This is a genomic window from Plasticicumulans acidivorans (genome assembly GCF_003182095.1).
In the GTDB taxonomy this organism is placed as follows: domain Bacteria; phylum Pseudomonadota; class Gammaproteobacteria; order Competibacterales; family Competibacteraceae; genus Plasticicumulans; species Plasticicumulans acidivorans.
Window position 1 is genome coordinate 52,907 of the sequence record NZ_QGTJ01000002.1, and the last position, 14,835, is coordinate 67,741.

Below are 14,835 nucleotides of genomic sequence, written 5' to 3' on the forward strand. Positions count from 1 at the left end.
ATGCGCAAGCCGCCCCCGCGCCCAGCGCGGTGTCGGCGCTCCAACCCGGACCCGGAGCGACATGGCCAGCGCGGCCCAGCCGGTGAGCTGGCTTCTCGATTGGCTTTTTTCGTACCCAGCCCCGACCGAGTCCGTATCTTGGAAGGCAAACCGCTCTCTCCCGACAATGACACCACCCCCGGTCTGAACCGCTTTGCCGTATGGCTGGTCCTGGTGGTCGCACTGCTCGCCACCGGCACCGCCTGGCACCGTGTACGCTCCGACGTGCTCGACGCCGCCCAGCTGCATTTCCAGCGCATGGCGCTGCAGCTCGGCACGGCCATCAGTGAACGCATGCGCCACTATGAGCTGGTGCTGCGCGGCGGCGTCGGCATGTTCGTGGCTTCGCGCGACGTCGAGCGTGACGAATGGCGCCGCTACATCGCCAACCTCGACCTGGCCAGCAGTTCTCCCGGCATCCAGGGCGTCGGCTACGCCGTGCGCACGCCCGCCCCGGTACTGCCGCTGCTCGAACAGCGGGTCCGCGAGGAGGGGTTCACCGACTTCAACGTGCGCCCGCCCGGACCGCGAGCGGAGTACGTGCCGATCATCTACCTGGAGCCGTTCAGCGACCGCAATCTGCGCGCCTTCGGCTACGACATGTTCTCGGAGCCGATACGGCGCGAAGCCATGGAGCGCGCACGCGACAGCGGCCTGCCGGCGCTGAGCGGCAAAGTGACGCTGGTGCAGGAAACCGATGCCCACAAGCAGGCCGGCACCCTGCTCTACCTGCCGGTCTACCGCAACGACGCCACACCGCTGAACGTCGCCGAGCGTCGCGCCGCTCTGCAGGGCTATGTCTACGCGGCGTTTCGCATGGACAACCTGATGCACGGCATTTTCGGCAACCGCCCGGTGGAGCTCGACTTTGCCGTATTCGACGGCGACAGCGACGAGCGCGCCGCGCTGCTGTTCGATTCAAGCGCCCGCGACGGCCTGCCGCCCGAGCACGAACCGGGCGAGCTCTACCTGCGCACGCAGCATCGCCTGGACATTGCCGGGCGCACCTGGACGCTGCGCTTCGACACCACCCCCGCCTTCTGGAGCAGCGTCGATCTGAACAAGCCGCGGCTGGTGCTGCTCGGTGGCCTGTCGACCAGTATCCTGCTGGTCGCCATCGCCTGGTCGCTGGCGCGCACGCGCAGCCGCGCACTGAGCTACGCCCGCGAGATGACCAGCGCGCTGCGCACCAGCGCAACGCTGCAGCGCGCGATTCTGGAAAGCACCGACTACGCCATCATCAGCACCCGGGTCGACGGCGCGATCGAGCTGGTCAACCCGGCCGCCGAACGCATGCTCGGCTACGACGCCAGCGAACTGGCCGGCCGCCCGCTGCCGGAGTTCTTCCCCGACAGCGAACTGGCCAATCGCGCCAGGCAGCTGGCAGTGGACCTCGGCGAGCCGATCGAGCCCGGCTTCGAGACGCTCGTCGCCTGCGCGCGCCGCCAGCTGCACGATGAACACGAGTGGAACCTGCGTCAGCGCGGCGGCGGCCAGCTGCCGGTGCTGCTCGCCGTCACCGCGCTGCGCAGCGAACTCGGCGAGATCAGCGGTTTTCTCGGTGTCGCTCAGGACTTCACCGAGCGCCGCCGCGCCGCGCAGGCCGCACACCAGTTCACGATCGAACTCGAACAGCGCGTCGAGGAGCGCACCCAGGCGCTGGCACAGATCAACCTGCAGCTCGAAGCCGAGATCGCCGAGCGCCGCCATGCCGAGCAGCGCCTGCAGAAAGCCTACACCGACCTGCAGGTGTCGATGCGGGCGGTACAGCGCCACGCGCGCGAGGTGGCGATCCTGCGCGAAATGGGCGACCTGCTGCAGACCTGCGCCAACCTGCAGGAGATCGGCGAAGTGATCGAGCGCTTCGCCGTGCGCCTGTTCGAGCACGAGACCGGCGGGCTGTATCTGTTCAAGTCCTCACGCAATGTGCTCGAAGCGATCGCCACCTGGGGCGAGCTGCCGGCCGGCGATGCCGTGTTCGCCCCCGAGGCCTGCTGGGCATTGCGCCGCAGCAAGCCGCACATCGTCACCGCCGGCAGCCGCGACGTCAGCTGTCAGCACGTCAGCACCGCGCAGAGCTATCTGTGCATCCCGCTCAGCGCCCAGGGCGAGCTGATCGGCCTGCTGCACCTGCGCGCCACCGACACCCACGATGAACTCGACGAGCGCATGAGCTGCTGCACCTCGGCCGCCGAGGTGATCGGCCTGGCGATGGCCAACTTCCGCCTGCGCGAACGCCTGCGCGAGCAGTCGATCCACGACGACCTGACCGGCCTGTTCAACCGCCGCTACCTCGAAAACACCCTGGATCGCGAGGAAAGCCGTGCCGCCCGCGCCGGCAGCACGCTCGGCATCCTGATGCTCGACATCGATCACTTCAAACAGCTCAACGACACCTGGGGCCACAAGGCCGGTGATCTGGCGCTGCGGGCCGTCGGCCGCCTGCTCAGCGCGCTGGTGCGCAACGCCGACATCGCCACCCGCTACGGCGGCGAGGAATTCGTCATCGTGCTGCCCGACGCCGCCCGCGAGGCCTGCCTGCGCCGCGCCGAGGAAATCCGCCAGCGCATCGCCGAGGCGGCCGCCAGCGACCCGGCGCAGAACCCGCATCCGCTGACCGTGTCGATCGGCGTCGCCCTGTTCCCACAGCACGGCGAACACTGGCAGGCGGTGCTGCTCGCCGCCGATCAGGCGCTGTATCAGGCGAAGAAACTCGGCCGCAACCGCGTGGTGGAAGCAAGCGACAGCAGCAACCCGGCAGAGCCCCATCCCGCCTGACAGCCACAGATCCCGGCGGGTGAATCACACGACAGGGGAAAGCGCTGTCGGGCGCTGCGCGCCGACGTAAAGCCTCAGGAAGCCCGGCGGGCCGCGGCCGCCAGCGGAATCCCCAGATAGACGAGACGCTTCATTTCATTGCGTCCGCGCGTGACGTTATCGAGGATCAAGCCACAGCTGAACGACAACAGCGCACACACCATCATCGACGCCGACAGGACCGCCGTCGGAAACCGCGGCACCAGCCCCGTCTCCAGGAATTCGACGATCAGCGGCGTCGAGAGCAGCACCGACAGCGAGGCGAGCAATGCGGCACAAATGCTGAAAAACGAAAAAGGCCGTTCCGAGACGTAGAGGCGGGCAATGGTCTTGAGAATGCGCCAGCCATCCCGATAGGTCGACAGCTTGCTCTGCGAACCTTCCGCTCTGGCGCCATAAGGGGTCATCACCTCGCCATAGGGCATGCGCAGTTCCAGCGCATGCACCGTCAGCTCGGTTTCGATCTCGAAGCCGGTCGACAAGGCCGGAAACGATTTGACATAGCGACGGCTGAAAACGCGGTAGCCCGACAGCATGTCGGTAAACCCGCCACCGAAGATGTACACGACGCTTTGCGTGAGCAGGCGGTTGCCCCACTGATGTCCCCGCCGATAGGCGCTGGCCGCCTCGTCGGCCGCCGTCTCGCGGCAACCGACAACCATATCGAGGCGCTCGTCGATCAATTTATCGACCATCCGTGTCACCGATGCCGCATCGTAGGTCGCGTCGCCGTCGACCATCACGAAGATGTCAGCCTCGACATCGGCAAACATCCGCCGCACGACGTTGCCCTTGCCTCGCAGCGGCACGGCGATCACGCACGCACCTTCCGCGACCGCGACCGCGGCCGTGGCATCGGTCGAATTGTTGTCGAAGACGTAGGCGTCAATGTCTGGCATGACCTGGCGAAACGCCCGGATGACACGGGCAATGGCAGCCTCCTCGTTGTAGCAGGGCACAATTAGAGCGACTTTCAAGTCACGATACGGCATGAGCTATCTCGATTCGTAAAAGGCCATGATTGACTGGGGTCAGACTTCACCGGCTCAAGCCAACTGCGCAGAGGCGAGCCGGAGAACCCACCCCGCATTATTCTGCCCCGCCTGCATCCCGCTGGCTCCTGCGCTCAGCGAATTCGCGCAGCGGGCGATGAAACCTCGTGGCCACCGGCGAATGCAGCGCGCGGCTGCACAGGCGGACTCACTGCCGGAAATCGTCTGCAATGCGTAGCGTTGAGCACGCCAGTATCCGCCCAAGGCAATTCGGACATCCCATAGCAGAAAGCCACCGTTCACGGACAAGCCGAATGCGTCAGCCGGGTCATTTGGCAGCTCCCGATGCGTCCGCCTTCAATACCAGCAGCACGCCATCCGAGTCTCTGGCGAGGATGTCGAAATATTGCTCATAGGCCTGCTCGTCGAAGCGCGGAAAACGCTTGGTCGCGATGACCAGCAAGCGCGCATGAAACCCGCTCATCAGCGCTTTCATTTTATCCGGCTCGATCACTCCGCACGTACCTGTGGAACAGTCCAGCATGTTTCTATAACGCCCTGGACCAAACCAGTCACCTATTGAAACACCATCAAAGAAATAGATGGCGTTTTCAAAGCCGACCTGGAGCATGCGGGCACCCAATTGCGGGGCTACCTCATTGGCTTTAGAAAACAGCGTATAGCCCGCCCGCCCGCTCAATGCCGCATCCCAGCGGACCATGGCCGACCTGGCATGTCGCAACTGTCCCCATACCGATGCGACGACAGCCAACAGCACAATAATCTGCGCGACAACAGAAATGCGAATCCGCCATCGCAGCCGCTTCGCAAACAGGCCGTGTACCCACGGCAGTCGACAGATGCGATCCACAAAAAACCATGATAAAAAAGTCGCGACTGCATAAATCGGCGCCAGATAACGATCGACCTGAGTCACAAAAAACCAGAATAAAAGATAGCTGACAAAAATAAACTGAAAGCAGCGAATCGGACTTGGCAGGCGTCGCAGAAACAGGCTCGGCAGGGCCAGAATCCATAACCCGGCGCCAGCGGCTTTTAAAGCGGCAAATATATTCAGGGTGGCGGGAGAAACACCGAATGATGCCTGCTCCTGCTTTTGCACCAGCAGATCGCCCTGATCCCAGAGGAATGTCCCGAAAACATTCCCGCCTGCCGGATGCACCGGATCTCCGGAGACGACATAGCTGCGGATGTACCAGCCGGCCCCCGTCAACAGCAGTGCGGCCGTAAAAACGCTGACCGGCTTCCAGCCCCGGCAGCGGATCGGCACATACAGGAGGGCCAGCAGCGCGAACACCATGCCGAAATACTTGCTGCCCGCGGCGGCCCCTGCCAGCACGCCCGCGACCGCCAGCCACACCGTATGCGACCGGGCCGGCATCGACGCAGACCAGATCGCCAGTGCCAGCGCACTGCCCCAGCAGAACAGAGCCAGGCCGTTATCGATGTAGGCATAACCCAGGGTGTCACCGATCGGCCGCAGCACGAATAAACTCAGCGCCGCCAGCACCCCGGCGTTAACCGAGCCGGTCTGCCACCTCGATACCCCCAATAAGCCCAGCGCCATGACAAACAGCGGCAAAGTGGCAAACACCTGCGCCACAAGTTCACCGCCCAGCATCAGCCCGAGGGTAATCAGCAAATTGACGTTCTGCGGAAACAGCGGAAAACGAATGTACTCATGTACGACGATCGCCTGGTGCTGCAAATAAGCCCGTGCGAGCGGCAAATGATACATCGTGTCGTCCCAGTATCCTGGCGCGTGCATGGCGGCCAGTATCGTCATTACCAGCAGCGCCGATACCACGATGGTTTCAAGACCGGTCAAGCCCGGGGACTCAAATGAAAATCGATTTTTTCGTGACCACAGCGACCAGACGGCTACAGCGAGGAGAAACGTCGCCCCGCCCAGGACCCACTGCAGATTGAGATTTCCGTATGCGCCCAGAATAACGAGCAGCAGAATGTTCAGCAGCATTCCATGGCTGATGGCGAAAAACCATTCGAAATATCGGTTTCTTGACGGCTCGCCCGCCTGCGCCCACAGGCTCAGACGCTCTGCGAGCGCAAAGCCGCAAACGGCACAATGCAGCAGGAACAGCACGCTCAAGCCACCGAGTCTGATGAACTCAATCAGCATGTGACCGCTTCCCGTTTATCAGTTGCCATAACCTCACCATGCACAAAACACCTATCAGAAATTCGCCACAAAATCATAAAACACAAAAACAGCAGAAGCTTTCGAGTGCAGATCGAATACGAACCCGCATCGGTTTTTCAGTGAATGCAATGACGGTTTTTAAACCCGAAACAGCGCACACCACGGCAGGAATAAACATTTCATACGCCACAGCAATGACATGCGGTAAGTTTACAGGCTTGAAGAAGCCTTCAATACCGTCGAGCGTATTCCGTAAGTCTCCGCATCAAGGTCGCGCGCGCAGCGGCCAGGCGGTGGGGCTGTGATTTTTGCGACGGGCGGTAAAGCACTCGCGCTTCACCCTCGGTAACGGGATCTGGCGGCGGCAGCGACGTGGCGAGTTCATTCGACGCCGGCATACGGGCACAGCGCCGGTGGAGTGGAAATTTCAGCCGCCTGCGTCACCCGCCCAGATGGCCACCGTCCTCCCTTCCGCTGAGGCAGCAATCATTTCGCTCATAAGGAATCTGCGCGTTTTTCCAACCATCGAGCCGGCCTCGATACGGGTTAAGCCCGATGCACTCATGGCAGAATCTGGGGCTCCATCACGTTACGTGACCTTGTGTGCATCATTGACCGGCGGAGACGGCGAGCATGTTCGATACCAGTGGTTATCGCATCGGCGTTGACCTCGGCGGCACCAAGATCGAGCTGCTGATGCTCGATCCGCTGGGGCGCGAGCAGTGGCGGCGGCGAGTTGCCACGCCGCAGGGCGATTACGGCGCGACGCTGGCGGCGATCCGCCGGCTGGTCGACGATGCGGAGTCGGCGCTCGGCCTGCGCGCCAGTGTCGGCGTCGGCACTCCCGGCGCGCCGTCGCCGCTCAACGGCCGCATGCGCAACTGCAACTCCACCTGGCTCAACGGCGAGCGCCTGCAGGACGACCTCGAAGCAGTGCTCGCCCGTCCGGTGCACATCGCCAACGACGCCAACTGCTTCGCGCTGTCCGAGGCCATCGACGGTGCCGCCGCCGGCGCACGCTGCGTGTTCGGCGTGATCCTCGGTACCGGCGTCGGCGGCGGCATCGTCGTCCACGGCCAGCCGCTGAGCGGCTGCAATGCCATCGCCGGCGAATGGGGACACAACCCGCTGCCCTGGCCGCAGGACGAAGAACGCCCCGGCCCGGCCTGCTACTGCGGCCGCCACGGCTGTATCGAGACCTGGCTGTCCGGCCCCGGCTTTGCCGCCGATCACGTCCGTCACGGCGGTCTTGAGCGCGAGGCGCACGCCATCGCCCGCCGCGCCGCGCAGGGCTCCGTCGACTGCCTCGTCAGCCTCGAACGCTATTGCGAACGCCTGGCCCGGGCGCTCGCCCACGTCATCAATCTGCTCGACCCGGAGGTCATCGTTCTCGGTGGCGGCCTGTCCAACATCGAGGCGCTGTACACCGAGGTACCGCGCTACTGGAAACGCTGGGTGTTCTCCGACATCGTGCGCACCCGTCTGCTGCCGCCCAAGCATGGTGACTCCAGCGGCGTGCGCGGCGCCGCCTGGCTGTGGGCGCCCTAGGCCACGGCCTGCCACAACAGGCGCAGCGCCAGCGCCGTCACCAGCATTTTGAAGCCGGCACGAAACGCCGCTTCCGGCAGCCGGTGCAGCAGGCGCAGTCCCAGCCAGTTGCCGAACAGGCCGGCCAGCAGGATCACGCCGAGCAGCGGCAGCCAGTCGGTGAAGGAAAAACCGAGGCCGATGAAAGTCAGCGCCTTCAGCCCGTGCTGCGCCGACATGCAGGCGGCGAAGGTGGCGACGGTACGCAAACGCTCGGCGTGCAGGCGGTGGACGAAGGCTGCGACCAGCGGCCCGGTGGCGCCGACGAACATCGACACCGCGGTGGTCAGCGCGCCGACCAGCACCAGGCCACGCGGTGACACCAGCGCCCCCGGCAGGCGCGGCCCCCACACCAGGTAGAGCACGAAGCCGGCGATCAGCAGTTGCAGCAGGCGCGGCGGCAGGGCGACCACCAGCGGCGCGATCAGCAGCGCGCCGCCGACGGCGCCGAGGCCAAAGGCCCGGAGCGCCGGCCGGTCGAGATGCCGGCGTGTCATCCAGGCGCGGTCGAGGTTGTTGCCAAGCTGCGCCAGCCCGTGCACCGGCACGATCGCCAGCGGCGGCACGCTGCCGGCCATCACCGCGATCAGCAGCGTGCCGCCGCCGATGCCGAGCGCCGAGGTCAGTGCCGAGGCGATGACGTTGGTGCACACGATCAGCAGCGCGTCCGCCATGCCGAGGCCGGCAGGCAGCCCGTCGGCGAGGCTCACGCCAGCGCCTCGCCGGCCGCGTCGGCGCGCTCGCGCTGCTGCAGCGCCCAGAGCTCGGCGTACTGGCCGCCGCGCGCCAGCAGCTCGGCGTGCGTGCCGCGCTCACTGATATGCCCGCCCTCCATCACCAGGATCTCGTCGGCGTCGACGATGGTCGACAGGCGATGGGCGATGACCAGCGTGGTGTGGCCGCGCGCGGCACTGTGCAAGGCGTGGAGGATGGCCTGCTCGGCGCGCGAGTCGAGGCTCGATGTCGCCTCGTCGAACACCAGGATGCGCGGGCGCTTGAGGATCGCGCGGGCGATCGCCACGCGCTGCTTCTCACCACCGGAGAGCTTGAGGCCGCGCTCGCCGACCAGCGTGGCGTAGCCCTGCGGCAGACTGGCGATGAACGCATGCAGCTGCGCCAGACGCGCCGCCTCGGCGATCTCGGCATCGCTGGCATCCGGGCGGGCGTAGCGCAGGTTGTAGGCGAGCGATTCGTTGAACAGCACCGTGTCCTGCGGAACGATGCCGATCGCCGCGCGCAGGCTGTCCTGGGTGACGCCGGCGATGTCCTGGCCGTCGATGAGGATGCGCCCGCCCTGCACGTCGTAGAAGCGGAACAGCAGCCGCGCCAGCGTCGACTTGCCGGCACCGCTGGCGCCGACCACGGCAACGGTGTGCCCCGGCGCGATGCTGAAACTGACACCGTGCAGGATCGGCCGCTGCGGCTGGTAGGCAAAACGCACGTCCTCGAAACGCACTTCGCCGGCGCCGACCTGCAGCGCCGGGGCATCCGGCGCATCGACGACCTCCGGGCGCTCTTCGAGCAGCGCCACCAGGCTGTCCATGTCGGCCAGCGTGTAGCGGATCATGCGATAGACCACGCCGAGGAAGTTCAGCGGAATGAACAACTGCAGCAGGAAGGCGTTGACCAGCACCAGATCACCGATGCTCATACGCCCATCGACCACCTGCTGCGCGGCGACGAACATCATCAGCGTGACGCCGAGCGCGATGATCATGCCCTGGCCGAAATTGAGCAGCGCCAGCGTGTTCTGCGAACCGACCGACGCCTGCTCCCAGCGCGCCAGCGTCGCGTCACAGCGCGCCAGCTCCAGGCGCTCGTTGCCGAAGTATTTGACCGTCTCGTAATTGATCAGGCCGTCGACGGCCTCGTTCTGCGCCTGCGATTCGAGGCGGTTCATGTCGTGGCGGAATTCGATGCGCCAGTTGGTCATCGCCAGCGTGAAGGCGACGTAGACGCCGATCGCGCCGAGCACGATCAGCACGAACACTACGTCGTAATGCAGCAGCAGCACGCCGCAGATCAGCGCCAGCTCGATCGCCGCCGGCAGCACGCTGAACACCAGGTAGTTGAGCAGTGTCGACAGCGACTGCGAGCCGCGCTGCAGATCGCGGGTCAGCGCGCCGGTGCGCCGCTCCAGATGAAAGCGCAGGCTCAGCCGGTGCAGATGCTCGACGGTGCGGATGGTGATGCGGCGCACGGCGCGGAAACGCACCGCGGCAAACAGCGTGTCGCGCAGCTCATTGAACACGGTGGCGGCGATCTTCACGCCGCCATAGGCGGCGAGCAGCGCCACCGGCAGCGTCAGCGGACCGTGCGCACCGAGGGCATCAACCAAGTCCTTGAGCAGCAGCGGCACGCCGACACCGGCGAGCTTGGCCAGCAGCAGGCAAATCAGCGCCGCCAGCACACGGCCGCGGTATTCCCACAGATACGGCGCCAGCGCCCGCAGGTTGTGCAGGTGGGAATGGCGCTGGCTCGGCAGTTCGGTGTAGCGCTGGCCGGGTGGCATCATGATGCGCTCCCGCCGTTGCCCACCGCTCGCCGCCGTGGCGGCCCTGCGGCCGCAACGGCTCTCAGGCGATGATGTTGGGGATCAGCTGATCCTCGATCTTGGTGATCGTTTCTTTGAGACCCAGCTTGCGCTTCTTCATCCGCGTGATCTGCATCTGATCGATGTACGGCCCTTCGTGGAGCCGTTCGATGACGTCATCGAGATCGCGATGCTCCTGGCGCAGGGACGCGAGCTTGAATTCGAGCGATTGGCGTTCTTCTTCAGTAAGCATGATGCGGCCCCCCTTCCTCCCGCGAGCGCGCAGGCAGCATAGCCGAAGCCCCCAGCAATAGGGCGGCAATCCGCATCGCAAAAAAAGCCGCTGCCGTGCGCATCCAACACGCGCTTTCATCCGAATACGCAGCATGGCACGGCCGCCACGACATCCCTCGCAGCCGCCGCCTGCCCGCGTACCGCTTCCGGCACGGGCCTTTCACAGGAGATCAGACCATGAACAAAAAGACTATCGCCAGCGCCCTGCTCGGACTCAGCCTCGGCTTCGGTTTCGCCGCGATGGCACAGGCCGGTGAAGGTCGGCCCGAAGCCGGCATCGGCCGCCCGCTCGACATCTACCTGAGCCGCGATCAGGCGCCGATGCCCCACGAGGCGCAGGTCCAGGCGCAGGCGACGACGCCGGAGCACATGCCGATGCGCAGCGAAGGTCCGTACTGCACGCTGTATCCCTCGCTGATGCCGAACAGTGCCGAAGCCGGCCATGCCGGTCTGTGCTGATCCAGCCTGACGCGTGCGTATGCACACACTGCCGTCTGCAAGGCATCCGAGTCCGCGCACCATCCGCCCCGCGGACTCCCTTTTCCTTCTGCAGTCAAAAGCATACGGGCGTCGCTGCATGCGGCGCCCGTATGCCACATGCAAGGTTCAGGCAGCCTTTTCGCCCGCGGGCGAACGCCGGCGCAAGCTCGTCATCAATCCGGCGAGGCCGACGCCCAGCAACATCGATATGCCCGGCTCCGGCACCGCGGACACGCCACGCAGCGTCAGCACATAGTCACCCGTGGCGGGCTGTGAGCCGCCGCTGGCGGCGACCCAGCTTGAAAACGGCAGCGCACCGCCCGGACCGGTCGGGCCGTACTCAAGGCCGCTGTCGACCAGGCGGGTATCGGGGAACAGCAGGCCGTCCACGTTGCTCGGCGTGATGTCGAACACGGAAATGGCCAGGTAGTAATCCCCTGGAGTAACAACGAACGCCGACGTGAGCGCGCCGAAATTGGCGTTGACATTGGCAGTGTCGTCCCGCATCACGACGCCGCGACCGCTCGCATCAAAGAGAAACAGCATGCCGTCGATGCCGGGATTGCTCACTGCCGACACAAAAAACTGCGTCGGATCGGCCACATGAATCTTGTACAGATCCACGTCAGTCCCTGAACCCAGCGTTCCAGAAATCGATTCGACCGGCCCGGAACCGCTGATGACCTGCGCATCGGCGAGGCTTTGCCCCGCATCACCGATCTCCGTGGCGGGAAAAGCCGCCGCGCTACCCGCCACCAGTGCGAGCAGGGCGGCGGCGGCGGTTCGGGTGACACATTGGAACGAGTGCTGGTTCATAGGCTTCTCCGGTTATGGCTGTGGTTGCAGGCATCAGCCCCCGGAGTGTGTGCCGCATCGACACAACAAGCCGTTCGGGATCAGCCTGTTAGGTGACACAGCAAGAGCAGGGCCATATTTCCATCATATTGAAAATGAAATAATTTTAATGATCTGCCCTTTCTGGGCGAACACACGCTGCAAATTAAGCTGACAGATCACACGCCGGCCGCGGTCAAACAACCGTGCAAACCTCCGCACAGCCGCACGCGCACCGAGCCACAGCGCGAGGACTGCAGCGCCGTGCCGGTACCCCCTCCGGGCACTCGAAACCACCCCGCCACGCGACAACCGGCGACAGGGTGGCTTTGCAGCGCTAAACCGCCAGATGCGCCTTGACCACCTCGTCGGTGAGTTCGCTCATCGTGCCGGTGGCCACCCAGCGGCCTTTTTCCATGATCACGAAGTCGGTGCCGAGGCGGCGGGCGAACGGCAGCTTCTGTTCGACCAGCAGCACCGTCAAGCCGACCTCGCGGTTGAGGCGGATGATGATGTCGCCGATCTCGCGCACGATGTTGGGCTGGATGCCTTCGTTGGGCTCGTCGAGGATCAGCAGCTCCGGCTCCAGCACCAGCGCCCGGCCGATCGCCAGCTGCTGCTGCTGACCGCCGGAGAGATCACCACCGCGCCGGTGCAGGAACTGCTTGAGGATCGGGAACAGCTCGTAGATGCGCTCGGGAATCTCGCTCAGGCCGTGCTCGCGGATGCCGAGGCCGACCTGCAGGTTTTCCAGCACCGTCAGCTGCGGGAAGATCTCGCGGCCCTGCGGCACGTAACCGATGCCGATGCGCGCCCGCTGGTGCGCCGGCTGGCGTACCAGATCCTGGCCGTGGAAGCGGATGCTGCCGCCGAACGTCGGCGCCAGCCCCATCACCGCCCGCAGCAGCGTGGTCTTGCCGACGCCGTTGCGGCCCATCAGGCAGGTGCAGGAGCCGCGGCGCACGGCGAGGTTCATGCCCCAGAGAATCTGGCTCTGGCCGTAGCGCAGATCGACCTTCTCCACCGCCAGCAGGTTCTCGGCAGCGTCTTCCATCACGGCGGCCATCAGGCGCCCTCCCCGAGGTAGACCTCGACGACCTTCGGATTGGCCTGGATCTGATCCATCGTGCCCTCGGCGAGCACGTGACCCTCGTGCAGCACGGTGACCTTGCGCGCGATCGAACGCACGAAAGCCATGTCGTGCTCGACGACGATCACCGAATGTTTGCCCGCCAGCGACACCAGCAGCTCGGCGGTCTGCGCGGTTTCCTGCTCGGTCATGCCGGCGACCGGCTCGTCGACCAGCAGCACGCGCGGGTTCTGCATCAGCAGCATGCCGATCTCCAGCCACTGTTTCTGGCCGTGCGACAGCGCACCGGCCGGACGGCGCTCGTGACCGCGCAGGCCGATGATGCCGAGCACCTCGTCGATGCGCGCCCGCTGCCCGGCATCGAGCTGTGCGAACAGCGAGCGGCGCACGCGCTTGTCGGCCTGCATCGCCAGTTCGAGGTTTTCGAACACGCTGTGGCCCTGGAACACCGTCGGCTTCTGGAACTTACGGCCGATGCCGAGCTGGGCGATCTGCGCCTCGCGCAGTTCGAGCAGGTTGACCGTCTGGCCGAAATACACCTGCCCGGAATCGGGCCGCGTCTTGCCGGTGATGATGTCCATCATCGTGGTCTTGCCGGCGCCGTTGGGACCGATGATGCAGCGCAGCTCGCCGTCGTCGATCGACAAGTCGAGATCGTTGATCGCCTTGAAGCCGTCGAAGGCGACGTTGACGCCTTCGAGGTAGAGGATCGCGCCGTGGGAGACGTCCGGCACGGGACGATCGCGCACATCGGCCGGCAGCGGCTCACGCGGCACCGCCGGCACGGGAGCGGCGGGCGGCGCTTCGCCGAGGCCGGCGGCGACCGCCGGCAGGGCGCTGGAGCCGCCGAGCGGGCCGGCCGGCACGGGAATCGGGGGTTGCTGGCTCATGCGCGCACCTCCTCGGTTTTGCCCGGGCGCAGGCGGCGGACCAGGCCGATCAGCCCCTGCGGCAGGAACAGCGTGACGCCGACGAACAGCGCGCCGAGCACGTACAGCCACAGCTCGGGCGCGGCAACGGTGAACCAGCTCTTCAGGCCGTTGACGGTGGCGGCGCCGAGCAGCGCGCCGGCCAGCGTGCCGCGGCCGCCGACCGCGGTCCACACCGCCATCTCGATCGACTGCGTCGGCTCCAGCTCGCTCGGGTTGATGATGCCGACCTGCGGCACGTACAGCGCCCCGGCCAGGCCGCAGAGCACCGCCGACAGCGTCCACACCGCGAGCTTGTAGTAGAGCGGCTCGTAGCCGCAGAACATCACCCGGCTCTCGGCATCGCGGATCGCCGTCAGCACACGGCCGAACTTCGAATGCACGATCGCCTGCGCCAGCAGGTAGACCGTCAGCAGCACGCAGGCCGAGATCCAGTACAGGCCGAGCTTGACCCCCGGCTCGGCCAGCGAAAAGCCGAGCAGCTGCTTGAAGTCGGTCAGGCCGTTGTTGCCGCCGAAGCCGGTCTCGTTGCGGAAGAACAGCAGCATCAGCGCGAAGGTCAGCGCCTGAGTGATGATCGAGAAGTACACGCCCTTGATGCGCGAGCGGAAGGCGAACCAGCCGAAGACGAAGGCCAGCACGCCGGGCACCGCCAGCGCCATCAGCGCGGCGAACCAGAACTGGTCGAAGCCGTGCCAGAACCACGGCAGCTCCTTCCAGTTGAGGAACACCATGAAGTCCGGCAGCTGGGAGCGGTAGACGCCCTGCCCGGCCATCGAGCGCATCAAGTACATGCCCATCGAATAGCCGCCGAGCGCGAAGAACACGCCGTGGCCGAGCGAGAGGATGCCGGTGTAGCCCCAGATCAGGTCCATCGCCAGCGCCACCAGCGCGTAGCAGCAGAACTTGCCGAGCAGCGGCACCAGGTAGTCCGGCAGGTGCAGCGCCGAGTCGGCCGGCAGCGCGTTGAGCAGCGGCACGGCGATCAGCAGCAGCGCCGTCAGCGTGGCGAAGGCCAGCCAGCCGGTGCGCGTGTGCAGCGAGAGGAAGCCGCGCAT

The 14,835-nt window shown here is 65.5% G+C and carries 12 protein-coding genes; 3 read left to right on the plus strand and 9 right to left on the minus strand.

Features of this window, described 5'->3' with window-relative positions; translation table 11 throughout:
• Positions 1-138 precede the first annotated feature (138 nt).
• Complete coding sequence (locus tag C7443_RS02815; protein ID WP_170123465.1) at positions 139-2,817, plus strand: CHASE domain-containing protein; 2,679 nt, start codon at positions 139-141, stop codon at positions 2,815-2,817.
• A 74-nt stretch (positions 2,818-2,891) separates the two neighbouring features.
• Here the strand turns inward: C7443_RS02815 and C7443_RS02820 are convergent, their stop codons facing one another.
• Positions 2,892-3,848, minus strand: a complete 957-nt coding sequence (locus C7443_RS02820; protein WP_110017073.1) for a glycosyltransferase family 2 protein — start codon at positions 3,846-3,848, stop codon at positions 2,892-2,894.
• Between the two features lie 328 nt (positions 3,849-4,176).
• Positions 4,177-6,009: a hypothetical protein gene (locus C7443_RS02825; RefSeq protein ID WP_110017074.1), complete on the minus strand. Its 1,833-nt coding sequence runs from the start codon at positions 6,007-6,009 to the stop codon at positions 4,177-4,179.
• 654 nt (positions 6,010-6,663) lie between these two features.
• Here C7443_RS02825 and C7443_RS02830 point away from each other — a divergent pair.
• Positions 6,664-7,578 (plus strand): ROK family protein, encoded by a 915-nt coding sequence (locus C7443_RS02830; protein WP_110017075.1) that lies wholly within the window; start codon positions 6,664-6,666, stop codon positions 7,576-7,578.
• Here C7443_RS02830 and C7443_RS02835 read toward each other — a convergent pair.
• From C7443_RS02835 to C7443_RS02845, 3 genes are all read right to left on the minus strand, one after another.
• The gene (locus tag C7443_RS02835) at positions 7,575-8,327 is read right to left on the minus strand and encodes a sulfite exporter TauE/SafE family protein (RefSeq protein ID WP_246004517.1); all 753 of its coding nucleotides are present in this window, start codon (positions 8,325-8,327) and stop codon (positions 7,575-7,577) included. The two genes, C7443_RS02830 and C7443_RS02835, sit on opposite strands and share 4 nt — an antisense overlap.
• Positions 8,324-10,132, minus strand: coding sequence for an ABCB family ABC transporter ATP-binding protein/permease (locus C7443_RS02840; RefSeq protein WP_110017076.1), 1,809 nt, complete (start codon positions 10,130-10,132; stop codon positions 8,324-8,326). The genes C7443_RS02835 and C7443_RS02840 overlap by 4 nt, the downstream gene beginning before the upstream one ends.
• Positions 10,133-10,193: 61 nt before the next feature.
• Entirely contained in the window at positions 10,194-10,403 is a 210-nt protein-coding gene (locus C7443_RS02845; RefSeq protein ID WP_110017077.1) for a YdcH family protein, read from the minus strand.
• 218 nt (positions 10,404-10,621) lie between these two features.
• Between C7443_RS02845 and C7443_RS02850 the strand changes: the two genes are divergently transcribed.
• Entirely contained in the window at positions 10,622-10,903 is a 282-nt protein-coding gene (locus C7443_RS02850; RefSeq protein WP_110017078.1) for a hypothetical protein, read from the plus strand.
• 147 nt (positions 10,904-11,050) lie between these two features.
• Here the strand turns inward: C7443_RS02850 and C7443_RS02855 are convergent, their stop codons facing one another.
• The 4 genes from C7443_RS02855 to urtC form a co-directional block, all read right to left on the minus strand.
• Entirely contained in the window at positions 11,051-11,740 is a 690-nt protein-coding gene (locus C7443_RS02855; protein ID WP_110017079.1) for a DVUA0089 family protein, read from the minus strand.
• Positions 11,741-12,095: 355 nt separating this feature from the next.
• Positions 12,096-12,791 (minus strand): urea ABC transporter ATP-binding subunit UrtE, encoded by a 696-nt coding sequence (urtE, locus tag C7443_RS02860; protein WP_110017547.1) that lies wholly within the window; start codon positions 12,789-12,791, stop codon positions 12,096-12,098.
• Positions 12,792-12,823: 32 nt separating this feature from the next.
• The gene (gene urtD / locus C7443_RS02865) at positions 12,824-13,738 is read right to left on the minus strand and encodes an urea ABC transporter ATP-binding protein UrtD (RefSeq protein WP_110017080.1); all 915 of its coding nucleotides are present in this window, start codon (positions 13,736-13,738) and stop codon (positions 12,824-12,826) included.
• Positions 13,735-14,835 carry an urea ABC transporter permease subunit UrtC gene (urtC, locus tag C7443_RS02870; protein WP_110017081.1) on the minus strand — a complete coding sequence of 367 codons (1,101 nt, stop codon included), beginning with the start codon at positions 14,833-14,835 and terminating at the stop codon, positions 13,735-13,737. The genes urtD and urtC overlap by 4 nt, the downstream gene beginning before the upstream one ends.